Source organism: Paenibacillus sp. FSL K6-0108 (genome assembly GCF_045040695.1).
Classification (GTDB): domain Bacteria; phylum Bacillota; class Bacilli; order Paenibacillales; family Paenibacillaceae; genus Paenibacillus; species Paenibacillus pabuli_B.
Map to the genome: position 1 here is coordinate 6,675,301 of NZ_CP150288.1, position 20,655 is coordinate 6,695,955.

Below are 20,655 nucleotides of genomic sequence, written 5' to 3' on the forward strand. Positions count from 1 at the left end.
AAAAACTATCTGGTTTCGCGATGAGAAGTCTGCTCGTTACAAAACTTGCAAAATTTCTTCATCTCCATGCGGTCGGGGTGATTACGCTTGTTTTTCGTCGTAGTGTAATTTCTTTGTTTGCAGTTTGTACAAGCCAAAGTAATAATTACCCGCATGATGTACACCTCCCGAAGACTTCCACATTGAAGCGGAGTCTCTAAATTGATCCTAAAAAAAAGCCGCGAATTTAGGCCTACCTAAAACACTTTATCATATGGGTATAACCCTGTCAATGAAAGAATAGCCTTTCATTATTGGGTAATAGTTCCTCGCCAACACATTTGGTTTCGCATCTCTGTTTTTTCTCTTCTCCTGCATGGACCAAGCGATTACTAGTATAATCATTCTTTTACTTTATAAACTTGAGGCAGCAAAAAAAGACTCAAACCCCGAGCCTTTTCCGTCAACGACAACATGTGTTCAATTATCTCGAACTTCCAGGTACTTTTCAAGTTTGCGCTTCACGCGCTGAAGTGCATTGTCAATAGACTTCACATGTCTGTCCAAATCCACTGCAATCTCTTGATAAGATCTCCCGTCCAGATACAACATCAATACTTTACGTTCCAGATCACTCAAAATCTCAGACATCTTATCTTCCAGGCCCACAAACTCTTCCTGATTGATAATAAGTTCTTCCGGATCGCTGACCTGTGTTCCACAAATCACATCGAGTAACGTACGATCGGACTCTTCGTCATAAATAGGTTTGTCCAGTGATACATAAGAATTAAGCGGAATATGCTTCTGACGTGTAGCTGTCTTGATTGCCGTAATAATCTGTCGTGTAATACACAACTCGGCGAAGGCTTTAAAAGAAGCGAGCTTGTCCCCTTTGAAATCCCTGATGGATTTATAGAGTCCAATCATTCCTTCTTGAATGATATCTTCCCGGTCAGCCCCAATCAGAAAATAAGATCTTGCCTTGGCGCGTACAAAGTTACGATATTTGTTAATCAAAAACTCCAGCGCTTCGCTTTCACCTTCACGGACCGATTCGACAATGTCTTCGTCACTTTGGTAATCATACTTGGATAACATGATATCTTTGAGGTCGACACTCACAGACAATCCCTCCGGCTGCAACGCAAGGTACACCGTTACTCTACTCTATGAAATATAGGACCAGTATATATGATGGCACCTCACACCGTCAACCACGCTCTGCCTAAAAAAGAACATCAATAACATAATTGTCAAGAGTTTCAAAATTCTAATTTTTGTAAAACCGCATTGTTATTCCCGGCGCCATCGCTCAAACTGCTTCAAAACATCCGGACTTAACTTGCCGCCGAGTGTATTTCGCGTTGTTTTAGCCTGATCTTCTTCCAGACGTTTCTGTAACTCTTTTTCGTTCTGCTCTACTTCGATCAGCAATTCCCTTGCGGATACACGCAGAGCTCCCTGTCCAAAAATGACATGCTGCTCTACCATATCGCTTGTAGCCACATAGATTTGGCGTCTTCGCGTGCTCAGTTCCCGAACGAGTCTCTCAATGCATTCGTCTGCCGTCTCTTTTTCCTTTGTAAAAAAGATCTGCACTTTGCTCTGTGTAAAGGATTTACCGAGTCCAGGCACGAGGTAGGCGTCAAAAACAACAATGACTCTCCGGCCGGAGAATGCCTGATAGTCGGCTAGTCGGGAGAGAAGCCTGTTGCGGGCCTCCTCCAATCCACTTTCCGCCAATCTGGATAGCTCCGGCCAGTCACCAATCATGTTGTACCCGTCTACAAGAAGCACATCACGGGAATCAGCCATATCTTCTAGTCCTGCGCTTGGCGCGAGCGGAGCACTTCATACATGACAACACCCGCTGCCACAGAAGCATTCAGGGAATTAATCTGACCTTGCATCGGCAATTTGATCAACACATCGCATTTCTCACGAATGAGTCGTCCCATCCCCTTGTTTTCGTTTCCGATCACGAGAGCTACCGGGCCTGTAAAGACTCCGTTACCAAACACGCTCTCCTGAGCAGCCACATCAGTACCTACAACCCATACGCCCTCTTCCTTGAGACGGTCAATGGTTTGGCCCAGATTGCTTACACGAGCCACTGGCACATACTCCACCGCACCTGCCGAAGTTTTGGATACAGTTACTGTAACTGCAGCTGAACGCCGTTTAGGTACAATGACACCATGTGCACCTGTGCAGTCAGCCGTTCGCAAAATCGATCCAAGATTATGTGGATCTTCAATCTCATCCAGCAAAATCAAAAATGGATGTTCATTTTTTGCAGCCGCTGCAGCTAAAATATCTTCAACCTCCACATAAGCATAAGGAGCCGCTTGCGCCACGACACCCTGGTGTTGAACGCCTGGAACGGTTTGATCCAGTTTACGCTTATCTACGTGCTGAATAACAATACCTAGTTTTTTTGCTTCCGCGATAATGGGCTGTGTCAGATGTTTTTGTGCTGTATCTGCAATCCATATTTTATTAATGGTCCGGCCTGAACGCAGCGCCTCCGTCACGGAGTGCTTACCAGCGATCCATTCTTCTTCCATCTTTGTTCGATCCTCTCTATAACGCCCTGTGATACACTGCACCCTGTTCGGCACATCTTACAGAAGCGGCTTTGTTGTAATTTATATTATTTTGTCGGTGATTGCGAATGTTGTTCCGCATGCTCGATGCCCCGGCGAATTAGTTCAATCATGCGGTCATGCCGACCACTGCTATACAAGTAACCGATCAGACACTCCAGAGCTGTGGCATGTCTATATTCCAAAACATCTGCGTTTTTGGGAATACTGCCAGACTTGGCATTACGACCATGTCTTACAATGTCACGTTCTTCCTCGGTCAGCTCAGCCTCAATACCTGTGAGAATACGGCTCTGTGCCTTCGCCGATACCAAACCCGTCGCACTACGGTGCAGATGGTTGGGACGCATATTGGCTTTGGATAACAGATACTGCCTTACGGCTACCTCATATACCGCATCACCAATGTAGGCGAGAGCGATAGGGGGAATCAACCGTGCAGGCCGAGAGGGCGGATAAGGAAACCACCCTCCCTGGTCAACGCTCAGAGATTGTTCATCTGTCTGTTGTTCCTCCAGTTGCTCGGCATGTTCGACGGTTTCAGACAACTTATTCAGTTGTTCTTCGCTCATTTGCGACGCCATCTCATTCCTTGAGCGGTATCCTCAAGCAAGATGCCCTGGGCAGACAGTTCATCCCGAATTTCATCAGCCCGCGCCCAGTTTTTGGACTTGCGCGCTTCGTTACGTTCTTCAATCAGACGTTCAATTTCTTCGTCCAAAAGTTCCGGTTCAGCCTCAGTATAGATGCGAAGCACCGCATTCAGCTCACTGAACAATTCCAGCAGAGCGCGAATGTCTGCAGCGTTTACCACATCTTGCTGCAGCAGTTGATTAGCTTCCCCAGCCCATTCAAACAGTGCCGTAATCGCATCAGGCGTATTGAAGTCGTCCTGCATTTTCTCATGATACTGCTGACGAATCCGCTCCAGTTTCGCTGCCAACTCTGCTGACACAGCCTGATCCACGCTTACAGCCTGCAAGCGATGATTAAGATTACCTACGGCATTGGCAATCCGGTCCACACTATTCTGTGCCTGTTCCATCGTATCTTCCGTAAAGTTCAACGGATTACGATAGTGAGTAGACAACATGAAATAACGAATGGCTTCGCGTTTATATTGATTGCGAAGGTCTTTAACAAGCACGCCGTTGCCGAGTGATTTCGACATTTTCTCGTTATCAATACGGATAAACCCGTTATGCATCCAGTAGTTTGCCAGTGGTTTTCCAGTCAACACCTCGGATTGAGCGCATTCGCACTCATGGTGCGGGAACTGCAAATCCTGTCCTCCGCCGTGAATATCCAACGTATCCCCCAGGTATTCCCGTGCCATGGCAGAGCACTCGATATGCCAGCCCGGACGACCATCGCCCCATGGACTGGACCAGAAAATCTCACCTGGCTTTGCAGCTTTCCAGAGTACGAAGTCTTCCGGATGCTCTTTGCGTTCATCAACCCCAATACGAATACCGAACTGTAATTCCTGAAGGTTCTGCTTCGACAATTTGCCGTACTCCGCGAATTTGCCTGTGCGATAATATACGTCACCGCCATTTTCATAGGCGAAGTCCTTCTCCACCAGCTCACGGATAAAATCAATAATGAGCGGCATGTTTTCCGTCACTCTTGGATTACTGCTTGCTTTCGGAATACCCAACCCTTCAAGGTCCTCGTAGTAAGCTGCAATAAATTTCTCGGCGACATGAGGAACATCCGTGCCGAGCTGCTCGGCTTTGCGAATGAGTTTGTCATCGACATCCGTGAAGTTCACGACATAGTTCACCTCATGACCGGTCTGTTCCAGGTATCCGCGAACCGTGTCGAAAAAGATAACTGGACGTGCATTCCCGATATGAATGTAATCATACACTGTTGGTCCACACACATACATTTTCACTTTCCCTGGCTCTTGGGGAACAAAATTTTCTTTGGTACGACTCATCGTATTGTAAATTTGAAGCGTCATAGTCACTTTCCTTTCATCCGTTTCCATCATTATTCTATTGTACCACGGGAATACTCACTTTCACGGCTACTCTGCAGAGTACGCACTTCTTCGCGCAATCGTTCGATTTCTTGCTGCATACTGCGCAGGGAATCGATGACCGGATCGGGAAGCTGCTGGTTCAGACGGTCCACCCGGCGGCCGTCCTGCTTCACGATTCTGCCCGGTATGCCTACAACCGTGCTGTTTGAAGGGACTTCCTTCAGCACAACCGAGTTCGCACCAATATTACATTGATCCCCCACGCTGAAAGAACCCAGCACCTTGGCCCCAGATGAGATAACCACATTATTGCCAATTGTCGGGTGTCTCTTCCCTTTTTCTTTACCCGTTCCGCCAAGTGTGACCCCCTGATAGATGACAACATCGTCGCCAATTTCACATGTTTCCCCAATCACAACGCCCATTCCATGGTCTATAAACAACCGATTACCGATCGTAGCCCCAGGGTGGATTTCGATGCCTGTCATAAAACGGCTGACCTGTGAAATGAACCGGGCGAAAGAAAACCATTTCCGCTTGTATAAAAAGTGTGCCACCCTGTGCGCCCATATCGCATGCAGCCCCGAGTAAGTAAATACAACTTCAAACCATCCCCGGGCCGCTGGATCGTTTTCAAACACCGCCTGGATATCTGATCTGATCTTCTTGAACATGCTCGTTCCCCTCTTGTTCAGGTCTTCGTCTCCGGCTTACCGGATGGCGCGGCCCTCATGGTAGTGTACTTCTGACTCGACCTAAATAGAAAACGCCCCTGCAGCTATTAAGCTGCAGAGGCGTTTATCGCGGTCCCACTCTGCTCGGTTCATGCCTTAATAACATACAAGAACCGGGGAGCTTGTTATAGCCGCCTCATATCCTTGTACAAGAATGAACCCTCAACAGTTCCGTAACGGGAACCAACCGTCACAACCTATCCTGACGTTTTCCTCTCTCCTACATAACAAGAGGCGGGGCCGGATTCGGCTGTGCAGCTCACGGGTGCATTTCGACTGTTGGACAGCGGATGGCTCACAGCCACCGCATTTTACTGCGGGGCCATCCTCTCTGAATCTGTCCGGTTCAGCCTACTTCTCCCGGTCTTTGCTGTTTTTATGATGAATGATAAAATCATGCCATTTAACCTTTGTGTTGCTATTATAGCGAAAAGGTCATGGACTGACAACAATCTTCCTTCATATCGGTATAAACGAAGTTCCATCCTTAAGTCGAAGTATACTAAACAAGGACGTTGCTTACGCGCCTTTTACCTGAGCATGCAATCGATTGATAACCGTATCGCGGCCAAGCAGTACAATCGTTTGGTTAAGATCACGACCATGGGTCTGACCTGTAAGAGCTACACGGATCGGCATAAACAGCTGTTTACCCTTAAATCCGGTTTCCTTCTGAACTTCTTTGATCAGCGCAGCCATTTTGCTTGGTGTAAATTCGTCGCTGGCCTGTACTTTGTCAGCAAATGCCTTCAGCACGGTTGGTACTTGTTCCTCAGCGAGTACAGCAGCCCCTTCACTTTCCAGCTCCAGGTGTGAACGGAAGAACACTTCCGACAATTCCACGATATCAGAGGCAGAATTCATTTGCTCCTGGTAGAGATGAACAAGCGTGTATGCCCATTCTTTTTGTTCAGGTGAGAGCTCAGCAGCAATACGTCCCGCTTTTTGCAGATGTGGAATCGCCATTTCAGCAATGCGATCCGGGTCCGCATTTTTGATGTAGTGATTGTTCAAGTGAGCCAGCTTGTGGGTATCAAATACCGCCGGGCTCTTGGACAGACGCTTCGTGTCAAAAATGGAGATTAACTGCTCCTGCGAGAAGATCTCTTCTTCTCCTTCAGGGGACCAGCCAAGCAGGGAGATGAAGTTAAACATCGCTTCAGGCAGATAGCCGAGCTGATCATATTGTTCAATAAACTGAATAACGGATTCGTCCCGTTTACTCAGCTTTTTGTGGTTTTCATTCACGATCAACGTCATATGACCGAATTGCGGCGGCTCCCAGCCAAGCGCTTCATAGATCATCAGTTGACGCGGTGTGTTAGAGATGTGATCCTCGCCACGCAGAACGTGAGAGATCTTCATCAGGTGATCATCCACAGCAACTGCATAGTTGTATGTGGGAATGCCGTCTTTTTTCACAATGACGAAGTCGCCGGATTCCTTGCTGTTGAATGAAATTGTTCCTTTGACCATGTCATCAAACGTATAAATGCGTTCTTCCGGTACACGAAAACGAATGCTCGCCACACGGCCTTCTGCTTCAAATGCACTCTGCTGCTCCGGTGTCAGATCACGGTGTTTGCCCGAATAACGCGGGGTTTCTCCACGTGCTGTCTGTTCTTCGCGTTCTTGCTCCAGCTCTTCTTCCGTGCAATAACAACGATAAGCCAGACCTTTGTCCAGCAGTTCCTGCGTATATTTGCGATAGATGTCCAGACGTTCCGTCTGACGATATGGTCCGTACTCGCCGCCGACATCAATACTTTCGTCCCATTCGATTCCGAGCCATTTCAAATATTTCAGCTGACTTTCCTCACCACCGGCAATATTGCGTTTCACGTCCGTATCCTCAATACGAATAATGAATTTGCCGTTATTATGTTTGGCATACAAATAGTTAAACAGCGCCGTACGGGCATTCCCGATATGCAAGTGTCCCGTTGGACTCGGCGCGTAACGCACGCGAACTTCAGTGCTCATAATATCCCCTCCGTCTCTAATTGGTTGATGATATCACACGCGAACAAGGCAAACAACCGATTGGGCAGCTATACCCTCTCCCCGTCCGGGGAATCCCAGTTGCTCTGTTGTTGTCGCTTTGACATTCACCTGAGTTACATCCGCTTCAAGTGCCTTCGCAATCACCTCGGCCATCTGCGGAACGTAAGGTGCCATCTTCGGTTTCTGTGCAATAATGGTTGAATCGATGTTTCCCAGACGGTATCCGCGATCCTTCACCAACTGCCACACATGCTCCAGCAGTTTCAGGCTGTCGGCGTCCTTGAATTCCGGATCGGTATCCGGGAAGTGTTTGCCAATGTCCCCAAGTGCAAGTGCGCCAAGAATGGCATCACTGATAGCATGCAGCAGCACGTCTGCGTCCGAGTGACCCAGTAGTCCTTTCTCATAAGGGATCGTGACTCCGCCAATAATGCATGGGCGTCCCTCTACCAGTTGATGTACATCAAATCCCTGTCCTACACGTATCATCGCTTCTTCTCTCCCCCCAGCAAAAATGCGGCGTATTTCAAATCTTCCGGCGTCGTTAATTTGATGTTCGTATAACTGCCTTCCACAACCTTAACCGACATTCCCTGGCGTTCAGCCAGCATTGCGTCATCCGTTCCTAGAAATCCGTCCCGGTCCGCCGATTCATAAGCATTCAGCAGTGAAGAAAGACGAAAAGCCTGCGGGGTTTGAATGCTCCACAGACTGCTGCGGTCCGGCGTCGCTGTAACGATTCCATCCGCATTGACTTGTTTGATCGTATCCTTCACTGGAACAGCCAGGACAGCTGCTCCACTCGACATGGCAGCCTTCATACACCCCATAATCTGCTCACAGTTTATAAAAGGGCGTACCCCGTCGTGAACGAGGACCCAGTCTGTCCCTAGTGCCTTAAGGCCTTCGTGGACTGAATGCTGTCTCTCTTTCCCTCCGGGGATGACACGGACACGTGATTCCAGTCGGTATTCTTTTACCCAATCCTGGCAGCGTTCAACATCGACAGCTCCTGTGACCAGCACCATTTCGCTGACCTCGTCCAAAGCCGCAAACACTTCGAGCGTATGTATGAAAACGGGCTTGTCCTGCAGCAGCAGAAACTGCTTACTTTCGGCTGTTCCCATCCGGGTCCCCCGACCTGCTGCCACAATGACAACACCCCACTCTTTATCCATGCCGCAATCCCTGCCTTGTCTGTCAGTTTACCGTTTAGAGATATAATACAGTTATATTATAAGCTCTAACGATACACTACCCATCATACCGCTTTATTGGGCTTTTTCCAACAGTTTCGGCTTGGCAAAAATCATTCGTCCTGCAGACGTCTGCAGCACACTGGTCACCAGCACTTCCATCATCATGCCGATATACTCACGTCCGCCTTCCACCACAATCATCGTACCATCATCCAGATAGGCTACACCTTGACCATGTTCCTTACCATCCTTGATAATCTGTACCATAATCTCCTCACCTGGCAATACCACCGGCTTAACCGCATTGGCGAGATCATTGATGTTCAGCACGGATACGCCTTGCAGTTCACAGACCTTGTTCAGGTTGAAGTCGTTAGTGACAACTTTGCCCTGAAGCACCTTGGCGAGCTTGACCAGCTTGCTGTCCACTTCGGAAATTTCCTCGAAATCCCCTTCGTAGATGAGCACTTTGACGTCCAATTCCTTCTGAATTTTATTCAGAATATCAAGCCCGCGCCGTCCTCTGTTCCGCTTGAGCAAGTCCGATGAATCAGCAATGTGCTGCAATTCCTCCAGAACGAATTCCGGGATTACAATCGTTCCTTCGATAAATCCGGTTTTGCATATATCTGCGATGCGACCATCGATAATTACACTGGTATCCAAAATTTTATGCTCTTCCAGCCGCCTGTCCTCGTCCACCTCGGGATGACCCCAGCGTCCTGACATCCAGAAGGCCGCCAGATCGTCTTTCTTCGCCATTGCAAGCATGTAGCCTGTATAGCTACTTACGACCGTCAGCGCCACCTGCAGCACTTCTCCGGCCGTACCCAACCATGCTACACAAGGATATAACAGCAAAGCCACCAGCAGCCCTGCAACTGTCCCTGCCGTACCTGCAGCCAATTCATTCATCGGTACTTTTGCCAAGGAATCAATACTATTATGCAGTCTGGTTGCCATCAACGTTCCACCGATGTTACACACGGACATAAACAATACAGCTCCTAGTAGGATGGATACCCCAGCCCCCAGTAATCCTGCTGACTGAATCCATTCAGCCATCCAAGGGACAGATTTTCCTGCCAGATGATATGCCGTGTAGCCGAACCATGCACCGCACAATCCTGTAAAAGTTAAAATGCCTTTTTTCCACATAAGTCCCTGCACCTCCTTCAATGTATCTTCATCTTTATATCCAGTATGATCCAATTCCCGGATTGCTAATCCCGCTTTACAAGAACTTTTTGGAAATATTGAAATCGTCAGTTGAAAGAAGGTAAATTATTGGCATATAATGAATTCAATTCATATCCCGAGGTGAGTAGCAAAAATGAGTACGCTAAGTTTACAGGCTTTTCAGGATCAAGTTTCCGAGCTGTTGCTGCGTCATCGCAGCTTGATTGATGTACTGTCCAAAACAGGACAAGCCGGAGCTTCTGTCAACCGTGCTGTGTCCAAGGCCATTACCGAATGCGGCTGCATTGAGCTGCACGCCACCAAGCAGAAATATGCCCCGGAGAGCAATATTGCTCAATCCAAAGGGCTGCTGGAAACGCATGTGGAAGGTGAATTGTGTGAGAATTGTAAAGAGGTAATCAGCTCTGAACTGGGGCGAAACCTGTTTTATATGTCGGCTCTCTGCAATCTGCTGGACATCAACATGGAAGAAGTCGTAAATCACGAGTCACAGAAATGTTCGACGTTAGGGATGTTCAACTTGTCGTAAACAATACGTATTTCGTTGCAAATGGTTTTAAGTTACCGTATAGATTTGGAAAACAAAAATAAGCACGTATTCTCCGTTCAGGAGCGTACGTGCTTTCTTTCTATTTTCCGGAATAATGAAATACCTATCGATCGGAAGGACGGGAAGACTTCTCTTCTTTACGCTTTTTGGCCCGGTTACGTGAGGCTGCTGTCCGCATATTATGCTTCATCCCATAAAGAGCGTATAACACAAGTGGAATAAAGATCAATTTGGACAGTTGCTCTGGAAACATGACCGCCACCACTACCGCAAAGATGATAACCCAAGGTGCAATCCAGATCGCTTTACGCGGCAGACCAACCTTTTTGAAATTGGGATATTTCAGGGAACTTACCATCAGATACGATAACAGCAACGTGGCAATCATCATACTCACCGGACCGATATCCTTGTTAAACAGGGAAAGAGTAGCCAGTACCCCTCCCGCAGCTGGAATCGGTAAACCTGTAAAGTATCCGGGGATACCGGGGCGAACGTTAAACCGAGCAAGACGGATGGCCCCGCAAATTGGAAAGCTTGCGGTTGCGATCCAGGCAAGAACCGGAGTTGCATCCTGAAACGAGACCATGAATATAATCAACGCTGGAGCTGCCCCAAATGAAACCATGTCAGACAAGGAATCCAGCTCTTTACCAAACTCACTTTGGGCATTCAGTGCCCGTGCCACACGGCCATCCAGACCATCCAGCAACATGGCAACAATGACCAAAATGGCAGCTAAACTATATTTCTCATCAATTGCAAGCAGGATTGCCATCATTCCAAGAAACAGATTACCCAAGGTAAAGAGATTCGGAATGAATCTGGTTAACATCGTTGTTTCACCTCATTATTTTCATGCGGTTATAGGAAAACTCTTACATTTGTCTGTCAATAAACATCTGTTCCTGCAAACGCTTGAGACCTTCCTTAATGGTGCGGGCGCGTACCTCTCCAATCCCGTCCACTTCGTCCAGCTCTTCAATTGTAGCCATAATGACATGAGGCAATTGCTCAAATTGATCCACCAGGTTATGGATAATGACATTCGGCAAGCGGGGGATCTTATTTAATACCCGATATCCGCGAGGTGCAACCGAATCTTCGGATGTAGCAGCTGAAGAAGGATATCCCAGCAAACGTACGATATGATGTGCATCCAGCAATTCATCGTCCGACAATCTTTTCAGGCCTACAATAATCTCGCGAATTTTCTCATCACTATCATCACGGGCATAGTCCTTATACAGCAACCAGGCTTCTTCCTCCGTTGTACCGACGAGTTCCTCCATCTGCATGGAGATCAGACGTCCCTCGTTGCCGAGTTCATGAATATAACGTTTGATTTCCGTTTTGATACGCATCACCATTTCCGTACGCTGAATGACATTGACTACCTCAGGAATTGTCACCAGTTCCTCGAACTCGGAAGCACTTAGATTCGTAAGGGACTGTGTCAATACTGCCTTGTATTTCTCCAGGGTTTGAATCGCTTGATTCGCTTTGGTCAAAATAACCCCGATTTCTTTGAGGGAATATCTAAGCGTTCCCTGATACAAGGTAATAATATTCCGACGTTGCGATATGGATACGACCAATTTGCCCGTTTGCTTCGCAACACGCTCTGCCGTCCGGTGACGAATCCCTGTCTCAGATGAAGAAATGGATGAGTCAGGAATGAGCTGAGTGTTGGCATATAGAATACGCTTTAAATCCTCGCTAAGGATAATGGCACCGTCCATTTTGGCGAGTTCATACAGATAGTTCGGGGAGAAATCACAGTTAATTGAGAATCCTCCGTCCACCACTTCCATCACTTCAGGGCTGTATCCTACAACCAGCAGTGCACCCGTCTTAGCACGCAGCACGTTCTCCAGACCTTCGCGGAAAGGTGTACCTGGTGCGATCAGCCTTAACAATTCGTTCATATTATCCAGTTGGCTCGAATCCTTCATCTTGTTATGCCCCCTAATCTAAAGCAACCGCTAGTGCATCTGCCACGGTATTCACACCGATCAGTTGTATCCCGCGAGGATGTTTCCAGCCCTTTAAGCTTTTTTCTGGTAAAATAACACGCTTAAAACCCAACTTTTGGGCTTCTTTTACACGTTGTTCAGCCCGTGAAACGGCCCGAACCTCACCCGTCAAACCGATTTCGCCAAAGATGACGTCATCCGGCTTGGTCGGTACGTCTCTCAAACTGGATGCGATGCTGATCGCAACAGCCAAATCTACTGCCGGCTCATCTAATCTCACACCACCAGCTACGTTCAGATAAGCATCCTGCGTTTGCAAGAACATGCCCATCCGTTTCTCCAGTACCGCAATAATCAGGTTTAATCGATGGAGATCTACCCCTGTTGCCATACGCCGGGGAGAAGGGAAATGTGTGGTTGAAATCAATGCCTGCAATTCCACAAGCAGAGGACGTGTGCCCTCCATGCTGGCAACTACGGTAGAACCCGCTACACCCAGTGGACGTTCTGACAAAAAGAGCTCGGAAGGGTTGCCTACTTCACGAAGTCCATCTTCGCCCATTTCAAAAATGCCAATCTCATTGGTCGAACCAAAACGGTTCTTTACCGCACGTAAAAGGCGATACGTATGATGCCGCTCTCCTTCAAAATAAAGAACACAGTCCACCATATGTTCCAACATACGTGGACCGGCAATGGCGCCTTCTTTCGTAACATGCCCCACAAGCACAGTTGCAATGCCTCGCCCTTTGGCGATCCGCATGAACCGTGACGTACATTCCCTTACCTGAGCTACACTGCCAGGTGCACTGGTGACTTCTGGCAGATATACGGTCTGAATCGAGTCGATGACAAGAAAATGCGGCTGGATCTGCTCCACCGCTTCCTCGACCCGCTCCATATTTGTCTCACATAGTACATATAACTCAGGAGACAGCGCACCCAGACGGTCAGCCCGCAATTTTGTTTGCTTAACTGATTCCTCGCCTGAGACATATAACACGCGCAAACCTGAATGAGTCAATGCATGAGAGGTTTGCAACATCAATGTTGATTTTCCGATTCCGGGGTCTCCGCCCACCAGAACGAGAGATCCTGGAACAATTCCGCCGCCCAAAACACGGTTCAGCTCTTCAATTCCAGTCTGTACACGCGGTTCCTGACCGCTATCTATATCTATGATGGGAAGTGGCTTATCTTTACTCTCAAAAAGAGGTGAATTTCTCCCTTGTGTTTTGACCACCGTTTCGATTTCTTCCACCATTGAATTCCAAGACTGACAACCCGGACATTTGCCGTACCATTTGGGGGCTTCATAGCCGCATTCCGTACACTGAAACTTGGTTTTAACTTTGGCCACTTCAGCACTCCTAGGATTTATTTTATAACAGCATTTTGCATTTTTCGACGAATTTTGCCCTCAACTCCCTGACGTGCAGGGTTACTAAAAGTTTACCATTGTTTGAGATTTTTCGTAAAGGATTATCGCAAACTTTACACATGTTCATAGCCAATTCAACGTTTGTTTTCTGGTAAACATCTGTTTTAGGTCTATGACTGGCCCAAAACACAAAAATCCTTCCCGACAAAGCCAGGAAGGATTTTTGTTTTATACATTAAACTCAGTATCACCAGCTATTCACTAGTTAGTGTCAGTTATTTCGTTTCGATTTCCTCAGTGGAAGGAACAACAGCATCTTTTTTCGTTACAGACAACGCTCCGTTCTCTTCATCGATGAGCAGCGAATCACCTTTAGTTACGTTACCGGTGAGCAACTCTTCAGACAATTTGTCTTCGATATGCTTCTGGATCGCCCGACGAAGCGGACGTGCACCATAGGCTGGATCAAAGCCTGCTTTGGCAAGGAAAGCCTTGGCATTGTCCGTAAGCTCGAAGTCAACCTCATACTCACGCAGCCGTTTGCGTAGCTCTTCACTCATAAGCGAGACAATTTCAGCAATGTGTTTCTCTTCAAGAGAGTGGAACACTATAATTTCATCAATCCGGTTAAGGAACTCAGGACGGAAGCTTTTCTTCAGCTCATCCATTACTTTCCCCTTCATGTTATCGTAATCCGCACCTGCATCCACTACTGCTGTAAAGCCCAGTGTAGAGTTACGTTTGATCGCTTCTGCACCCACATTGGATGTCAAAATGATCAGCGTATTCCGGAAGTCTACGACGCGACCTTTGGAGTCGGTCAGACGACCATCCTCAAGCACTTGCAGCAAGATGTTGAATACTTCCGGATGTGCTTTCTCGATCTCATCGAGCAGGACCACGGAGTAAGGTTTACGACGAACTTTCTCTGTCAGCTGTCCACCTTCTTCATAGCCCACATATCCCGGAGGCGCTCCGACAAGTCTTGAAGTGGAATGCTTCTCACCATACTCGGACATATCAATCCGGATGACTGCATTTTCATCGCCGAACATGGCTTCTGCAAGAGCACGAGCCAGCTCGGTTTTACCTACCCCGGTAGGACCCAGGAAGATAAACGAACCCATCGGACGTTTCGGATCTTTAAGTCCAGCACGAGCACGACGAACTGCACGACTGACGGACTTCACAGCCTCATCTTGGCCAATGACACGTTCATGAAGGATAGACTCCAGGTTCATCAAGCGTTGTGTTTCTTCTTCTTTCAGCTTGTTTACCGGAATTCCAGTCCAGTTGGCTACCACTTGTGCGATATCCTCAGGGGTTACTTCAGAATCCGTGCGACCTTGTTTTTCTTTCCATTGGTTCTTCGTTACATCCAGCTCTTCACGGATTTTTTGTTCCGTATCACGCAGAGCAGCTGCTTTTTCGAACTCCTGACTTTGAACCGCTGCGTCTTTTTCCTTGCGGATATCTTCGAGACGGCTTTCCAACTGTTTGAGGTTTGGTGGGATCGTGTAAGAGTTCAATCTTACTTTGGAACCCGCCTCGTCAATCAGGTCAATCGCTTTGTCTGGCAGGAAACGGTCTGTAATGTACCGGTCAGACAGTTTAACCGCCTGAACAATCGCTTCATCCGTAATTTTCACCCGGTGATGCGCTTCATAACGGTCACGCAAACCGTGTAAAATCTGAATTGCTTCCTCAGGAGAAGGCTGATCCACTGTAATTGGTTGGAAACGACGCTCCAGGGCAGCATCTTTCTCGATATATTTGCGGTATTCATCCAGTGTTGTCGCACCGATGCACTGCAATTCTCCACGGGCCAAAGCCGGTTTCAAAATGTTCGAAGCATCAATTGCGCCTTCGGCACCGCCTGCACCGATCAGAGTATGCAATTCGTCGATGAACAGGACGATGTTACCCGCTTGACGAATCTCATCCATAATTTTTTTCAGACGATCTTCAAATTCACCGCGATATTTTGTACCTGCAACAACGGAACCCATATCCAAAGTCATGACACGTTTGTCACGCAAAGTTTCCGGAATTTCGTTGGCGATGATTTTTTGCGCAAGTCCTTCAGCGATGGCTGTTTTACCCACACCAGGCTCACCAATCAGTACTGGGTTGTTCTTGGTACGACGGCTCAATACCTGAATAACACGCTCGATTTCTTTGCTACGTCCAATCACTGGGTCCAGGTTGTTCTCTTTGGCATATGCCGTGAGATCACGCGCCAGACTATCCAGTGTTGGTGTGCTGACATTGGCAGGCGTACCGTTATGACTGGATACGGCTTCACTGCTGCCAAGCAGTTGCAATACTTGTTGGCGTGCTTTGTTCAAACTAATACCCAGGTTGTTCAGCACACGTGCCGCAACCCCTTCGCCTTCTCGAATCAATCCGAGCAAAATATGCTCTGTACCTACATAGGTATGGCCCAATTTGCGAGCTTCATCCATAGACAGTTCAATTACTTTTTTCGCACGAGGCGTATATGCAATGTTCGTAGGTTGCTCTTGGCCACGGCCAATCAGCGTTTCTACTTCATCTTGAATTTTTTCCAATCCGAGTCCCAGGCCGATCAGCGCTTTGGCTGCGATGCCTTCGCCTTCACGAATGAGGCCGAGCAGAATGTGCTCTGTACCGATGTTATTATGACCAAGACGGACAGCTTCTTCCTGTGCCAATGCGAGCACCTTTTGGGCCCGTTCCGTAAATCTTCCAAACATCATATCTCCTGCACCTCCATGGTTTTGGATAAAACGGGGGCTGTTAAAAGGATCCCACCGTATTCTTCATATCATTTTTGTTTGCAGCCGTGCTGCGAATAAAATCATTAAGCATTCATTGATTGAAAATGCTCTATTATATAAAAGCCGCAAATGCGGCGTGAAACCTTTATACACCACTCTTAAACAACCTATGATTGATTGGCTGCATTGATCGTATCACGGATCAACTGCGCCCGATATATGTCACGCTCATCTGTCCGCATGTCTTCCCCAAATGTTTTCTGTAAAAAGCCCGGCTGCGTCATCACATTCAACTCGTTCATCACGGTTATGGACAAGCCGTCCAACAAGCCGAGATCCACACCAAGCCGAACATCAGACAGTCGCTGTGCAGCTTCCTTTGAATCCATAATGGCTGCATGGGACAAAATGCCGTAAGATCGCATAACCCTGTCGGTAATCCGCAGTCTGGAGTCGGTAATTAACCGTTCTCTGGCGGTACGCTCATGCCCAATCATCTGTAACACAACACTATGCAGGTTATCGATGACTTCCTGTTCCGTCTGCCCCAGTGTGATCTGGTTCGAAATTTGGAACAGGTTACCCATGGCCTCACTGCCTTCACCGTAAATTCCCCGTACAGTCAGTCCGACTTGGGAGACTGCGGTTAGAATGCGGCCAATCTGCTGTGTCATCACCAAAGCGGGAAGATGCATCATGACAGATGCTCTTACACCTGTACCTACATTCGTAGGACAACTGGTTAAATATCCTCTGCGGTCATCAAAAGCATAATCCACATGCGCTTCAAAAGCATCATCTATGGCGGAAGCTTTCTCCCAGGCTTCTTTCACCTGGAACCCCGGATAGAGGCACTGGATACGAAGATGATCTTCTTCATTAATCATAATACTGACCGACTCATCCTCACTGAGAATAACAGCACCATTTCTGGATTCGTTCACAAGACTGGGACTGATTAAATGTTTCTCCACCAGCACCCTTTTGTCAAGGTCATCAATATCAATCAGATCCAGGGTATGAAAATCTCCAAAGGCATGAACGTCATCGTATTGAAGTACTTCGCTCAGCTTATTCAGCACTTCTTCCGATTGCTCATTGGAAGCCAGCATCGGAAACGGATAATGCTGCAGGTTGCGTGCGATCCGGACCCGGCTGCTAATGACGATTTCGGAATCAGCCGCATCACTGCGCATCCAGTCGCTAAGCGCTTTCTCTGTAAAGCGCAGATTAGGCATTACGCATCCCTCCTACTCATCACAAACTTTACTCCTCAGCTATTTCTTTTTCAAGTTCCCTGATCTGATCACGAATTTGAGCGGCTTCTTCAAACTCCTCTTGCGTTATGCTCTCCTGAAGATCCCGTTTCAGATCAGCAATTTGTCTTTTGACCTTGATGCGACCACCAGCTCGCGCAGGCACTTTACCCACGTGGGAAGTGCTGCCGTGAACCCGTTTGAATAGCGGGTCCAAACGACTGTCAAAATATTTATAACAAGAACTACAGCCAAAGCGGCCGATTTTACTAAACTGTGAATAGGTCATGCCGCATTCTTCACAACGAAGAGATTGCGCAGGTGGTGCTCCAGCACTGCCATTCTTGCCTGAGGGTTCAAAATCAAGCAGCCCTGACAATAAGTTGTGAATGGAAAATCCGCCTGCTGTTCCGGGAATCATTTCCCCTTTTTCACGAGCACATGACTCACAAATATGGAATTCCGTCTTCTCTCCGTTCACGATCTTCGTGAAATGGAGTGTTGCCGGACGTTTGTTGCATTCTTGGCACAGCACAATGATGTACCCCCTTGATCCCGATAGTTTTCATTTACCGAGCAAAGATATTAACATCGCCTTCAACATTCTGGCACGAATTTGATCCCGGTAAGGAAGTTTGACCAATATAATCTCTCTTGATACAGCTGCTCGCATCAACCCGGCTTCCCTTTTACTCAAGAAACGTGCTTCTTCCAGCTGATAGATCAGACCTTCGGCAGCTGTCTGCCCGATCTCATCACCAATGCTATGGTGCAAATGGTTATGCAGAGCCGAGTGAGCCGGCAATTCAATCCGCTGTATGCGAACATAACCGCCTCCGCCACGTTTACTCTCTACAAGGTAACCTTTTTCGAGTGTAAATCGGGTGCTGATGACATAATTGATCTGTGAAGGCACACATGAAAATTGGTCAGCCAGATCATTACGTTGAATTTCAACCATTCCTTCGGGACTTTCATGCAAAATACTCTTCAGATATTGTTCGATAATATCAGAGATATTACGCATCCACTCATCCTCCACTGTCTGAAACGTTAAGTCAATAAGGACCCACACGCCCCTACAGAGTACACCTTCTCAACCCATTTAACCAATCAAGGAAACAGCGAAACTGATCTTCAACGGTCTTAACAGGAGAGCGAAGGACGCTCGAAGGTCCTTTAATATTGCTTTTATCCGTTGATGTATACTCCCTTTAAAATGGCTCCCACCACCGGATTGCAGAAAGAAAGCTACATAAGTATTTAACCTTTAGTTGACTTTGACTTTCTTTGACTTTATATACATTATAGCATATTTTGTGGTTTTGCCAAGAGGGAGCACTATTCATTTTTTACGATTTTACACGAAATATTCGGCTGACACAAAAAAACCTCTCCAAAAGAGCTGGAGAAGTCCATTTGTCTCATACTAGCAACGTAATGCTATACAAGTTAAGTCTATGAAATTGATACGAACGCTTTCGTGACACTATGAGGATCAGAAAAAATCAAGCAAATACGTTTCACGTTTAGGAACCGCTTGTTCCAAAGCCTTAATCGCTCCTGTCGGTCCTTCAATTCTACCTATTTGAGCCATCTCGGTTGGTCTGCGATACCCCATCAGTATTGCGGTGAGCGCCTGAATGTCTACTTTAACAATATGATCTTGAGCTCCCGGTTCAGATGTCTTCCAAATGGAAGCTGTACCGTTCATCGCCACGTTCAACTGCCACACCCCTTCATTCCATGGTGCATAGGCATCCTCTACCTGGAGAGTAATCTGTAATGGTGAATCTGGGTTCGTAAAAGGATACTGCGAAATAAATTGTTCTACACTCACAATACGTGCCATAAAGAAAGGTACAATTTCCTGCTGAATCCGCGGATTGTCCAATTGAAATGCAAGCAAATCACTGGCTGGTGCCTGTAAAGTGACTTCCTCAATCATGGAATCATGGTTAGCAATAAAGGTCCATAAACCTTGTCTTGCCTCTTCATTCAGATAAATGATCTCTTTAATAGTAAACTTTCTTTCCTTAACCTCATATAAAATATAGCCTTGTGCTTTACCAGCTTCATCATAATATACGGCTTTCTGCCTTGTTCCATTAGTGAGAACCGAATTCTCCCATCTCGCATCATCCCGGATCAAGGTTCCGTTATAGCGCTCAGCGTAGGCACCGTATACTTCCTTGAAAATGCTGAGGCCGGGATTTCCGCGCCGAATCGTTCCAGAGGTTACCTTTTTCGCAGGCAAATGAGCTGTAGGCACTCTATATCGTTTAAACTCAACATACGTTTCCCATCCATACTTCCGATAAAAAGCAAAAGAGAACGGATGCAAAAACGATATACTTTGTTTGTTACGATTCATTTCCTCCAGCGCATGCTTCAACAGCCCAGCTACCCAGCCTTTGCGTCTATATTCTGGCCATGTGGCTACTCCTGCAATACCACCCATCTCGAACGATCTCCCATGAATATAGGTTTGAAAAGGGATAATGTGAAGTTTGGCGCCCAATTGTCCTTCTTCAAATACACCCCATATATCCTGTGAATCAAATTGACTCCGTCGCTTCTCCGTTTGTTCTTCACTCATTACCATTTGAAAAGCATACTCGGAGAGTGCCATAGCTGGCTCAAAATCATCTGCGGTTAATTTCTGAATTTGCATGTCGTCCTGCACCCCGTTCTCTAAGTTATGATATCTTTCAAAATCATGGCCTGATACGTGATGTATGTATCCATTTATGAGTGTGTCAGAGGAACAGGACAAAGTCAAACAAGAGATGCACGAGCATCTCTCAGGGATTAACTTTTTATCATGTAATTTAGTAAAAACACGCAAATAAAAACCACCACCGAATTACATCGGCAGTGGTTCTTTGCTTGGCGACTTCCTACTCTCCCAGGACCCTGCGGTCCAAGTACCATCGGCGCTAGAGGGCTTAACGGTCGTGTTCGGGATGGGTACGTGTGGAACCCCTCCGCCATCGCCACCAAACGAGCATTTGTGCA

At 47.1% G+C, this 20,655-nt stretch carries 20 protein-coding genes and 1 rRNA gene; 1 reads left to right on the forward strand and 20 read right to left on the reverse strand.

Features of this window, described 5'->3' with window-relative positions:
• Nucleotides 1-5 precede the first annotated feature (5 nt).
• The 11 genes from rpmG to MHB49_RS30570 form a co-directional block, all read right to left on the reverse strand.
• Nucleotides 6-155 (reverse strand): 50S ribosomal protein L33, encoded by a 150-nt coding sequence (gene rpmG, locus MHB49_RS30520; protein ID WP_072735843.1) that lies wholly within the window; start codon nucleotides 153-155, stop codon nucleotides 6-8.
• A gap of 304 nt (nucleotides 156-459) precedes the next feature.
• Nucleotides 460-1,104, reverse strand: a complete 645-nt coding sequence (sigH, locus tag MHB49_RS30525; RefSeq protein ID WP_247899527.1) for an RNA polymerase sporulation sigma factor SigH — start codon at nucleotides 1,102-1,104, stop codon at nucleotides 460-462.
• A gap of 171 nt (nucleotides 1,105-1,275) precedes the next feature.
• On the reverse strand, nucleotides 1,276-1,797 hold the full coding sequence (locus MHB49_RS30530; RefSeq protein ID WP_113055845.1) for an NYN domain-containing protein: 522 nt from the start codon (nucleotides 1,795-1,797) through the stop codon (nucleotides 1,276-1,278).
• A 5-nt stretch (nucleotides 1,798-1,802) separates the two neighbouring features.
• Nucleotides 1,803-2,549, reverse strand: a complete 747-nt coding sequence (gene rlmB / locus MHB49_RS30535) for a 23S rRNA (guanosine(2251)-2'-O)-methyltransferase RlmB (RefSeq protein ID WP_110002409.1) — start codon at nucleotides 2,547-2,549, stop codon at nucleotides 1,803-1,805.
• An 86-nt stretch (nucleotides 2,550-2,635) separates the two neighbouring features.
• Nucleotides 2,636-3,160 carry a Mini-ribonuclease 3 gene (locus MHB49_RS30540; RefSeq protein ID WP_405154065.1) on the reverse strand — a complete coding sequence of 175 codons (525 nt, stop codon included), beginning with the start codon at nucleotides 3,158-3,160 and terminating at the stop codon, nucleotides 2,636-2,638.
• Nucleotides 3,157-4,557, reverse strand: coding sequence for a cysteine--tRNA ligase (gene cysS, locus MHB49_RS30545; protein WP_405154066.1), 1,401 nt, complete (start codon nucleotides 4,555-4,557; stop codon nucleotides 3,157-3,159). Before cysS ends, MHB49_RS30540 begins: the two co-directional genes overlap by 4 nt.
• 29 nt (nucleotides 4,558-4,586) lie before the next feature.
• Nucleotides 4,587-5,252 (reverse strand): serine O-acetyltransferase, encoded by a 666-nt coding sequence (cysE, locus tag MHB49_RS30550; protein WP_247899529.1) that lies wholly within the window; start codon nucleotides 5,250-5,252, stop codon nucleotides 4,587-4,589.
• Nucleotides 5,253-5,831: 579 nt separating this feature from the next.
• A complete protein-coding gene (gene gltX, locus MHB49_RS30555; RefSeq protein WP_405154067.1) occupies nucleotides 5,832-7,295 on the reverse strand; it encodes a glutamate--tRNA ligase in 1,464 nt (487 codons plus the stop codon).
• A gap of 33 nt (nucleotides 7,296-7,328) precedes the next feature.
• Complete coding sequence (gene ispF / locus MHB49_RS30560; RefSeq protein WP_053779226.1) at nucleotides 7,329-7,805, reverse strand: 2-C-methyl-D-erythritol 2,4-cyclodiphosphate synthase; 477 nt, start codon at nucleotides 7,803-7,805, stop codon at nucleotides 7,329-7,331.
• Nucleotides 7,802-8,494, reverse strand: coding sequence for a 2-C-methyl-D-erythritol 4-phosphate cytidylyltransferase (ispD, locus tag MHB49_RS30565; RefSeq protein WP_405154068.1), 693 nt, complete (start codon nucleotides 8,492-8,494; stop codon nucleotides 7,802-7,804). Before ispD ends, ispF begins: the two co-directional genes overlap by 4 nt.
• 93 nt (nucleotides 8,495-8,587) lie before the next feature.
• Nucleotides 8,588-9,673 (reverse strand): PIN/TRAM domain-containing protein, encoded by a 1,086-nt coding sequence (locus MHB49_RS30570; RefSeq protein ID WP_405154069.1) that lies wholly within the window; start codon nucleotides 9,671-9,673, stop codon nucleotides 8,588-8,590.
• A 175-nt stretch (nucleotides 9,674-9,848) separates the two neighbouring features.
• On the opposite strand from MHB49_RS30570, the gene MHB49_RS30575 reads away from it, so the two are divergent.
• The gene (locus MHB49_RS30575; protein WP_247899533.1) at nucleotides 9,849-10,244 is read left to right on the forward strand and encodes a DUF1573 domain-containing protein; all 396 of its coding nucleotides are present in this window, start codon (nucleotides 9,849-9,851) and stop codon (nucleotides 10,242-10,244) included.
• 124 nt (nucleotides 10,245-10,368) lie between these two features.
• Here the strand turns inward: MHB49_RS30575 and pssA are convergent, their stop codons facing one another.
• The 9 genes from pssA to rrf all read right to left on the reverse strand — a co-directional run bounded on the left by pssA (nucleotide 10,369) and on the right by rrf (nucleotide 20,641).
• Complete coding sequence (gene pssA / locus MHB49_RS30580; protein ID WP_405154070.1) at nucleotides 10,369-11,100, reverse strand: CDP-diacylglycerol--serine O-phosphatidyltransferase; 732 nt, start codon at nucleotides 11,098-11,100, stop codon at nucleotides 10,369-10,371.
• 43 nt (nucleotides 11,101-11,143) lie between these two features.
• Nucleotides 11,144-12,220: a DNA integrity scanning diadenylate cyclase DisA gene (gene disA / locus MHB49_RS30585; RefSeq protein ID WP_127540919.1), complete on the reverse strand. Its 1,077-nt coding sequence runs from the start codon at nucleotides 12,218-12,220 to the stop codon at nucleotides 11,144-11,146.
• A 13-nt stretch (nucleotides 12,221-12,233) separates the two neighbouring features.
• A complete protein-coding gene (gene radA / locus MHB49_RS30590; protein WP_405154071.1) occupies nucleotides 12,234-13,601 on the reverse strand; it encodes a DNA repair protein RadA in 1,368 nt (455 codons plus the stop codon).
• A 296-nt stretch (nucleotides 13,602-13,897) separates the two neighbouring features.
• Nucleotides 13,898-16,360 (reverse strand): ATP-dependent protease ATP-binding subunit ClpC, encoded by a 2,463-nt coding sequence (clpC, locus tag MHB49_RS30595; protein ID WP_247899535.1) that lies wholly within the window; start codon nucleotides 16,358-16,360, stop codon nucleotides 13,898-13,900.
• Nucleotides 16,361-16,548: 188 nt separating this feature from the next.
• Nucleotides 16,549-17,619 (reverse strand): protein arginine kinase, encoded by a 1,071-nt coding sequence (locus MHB49_RS30600; RefSeq protein WP_405154072.1) that lies wholly within the window; start codon nucleotides 17,617-17,619, stop codon nucleotides 16,549-16,551.
• Nucleotides 17,620-17,647: 28 nt separating this feature from the next.
• Nucleotides 17,648-18,172: a UvrB/UvrC motif-containing protein gene (locus MHB49_RS30605; RefSeq protein ID WP_405154073.1), complete on the reverse strand. Its 525-nt coding sequence runs from the start codon at nucleotides 18,170-18,172 to the stop codon at nucleotides 17,648-17,650.
• A gap of 30 nt (nucleotides 18,173-18,202) precedes the next feature.
• Entirely contained in the window at nucleotides 18,203-18,664 is a 462-nt protein-coding gene (locus MHB49_RS30610) for a CtsR family transcriptional regulator (protein ID WP_024633618.1), read from the reverse strand.
• A gap of 471 nt (nucleotides 18,665-19,135) precedes the next feature.
• Nucleotides 19,136-20,311, reverse strand: a complete 1,176-nt coding sequence (gene eis / locus MHB49_RS30615) for an enhanced intracellular survival protein Eis (RefSeq protein ID WP_405154074.1) — start codon at nucleotides 20,309-20,311, stop codon at nucleotides 19,136-19,138.
• 213 nt (nucleotides 20,312-20,524) lie between these two features.
• Nucleotides 20,525-20,641: ribosomal RNA gene (rrf, locus tag MHB49_RS30620) — 5S ribosomal RNA — on the reverse strand.
• Nucleotides 20,642-20,655: the final 14 nt, after the last annotated feature.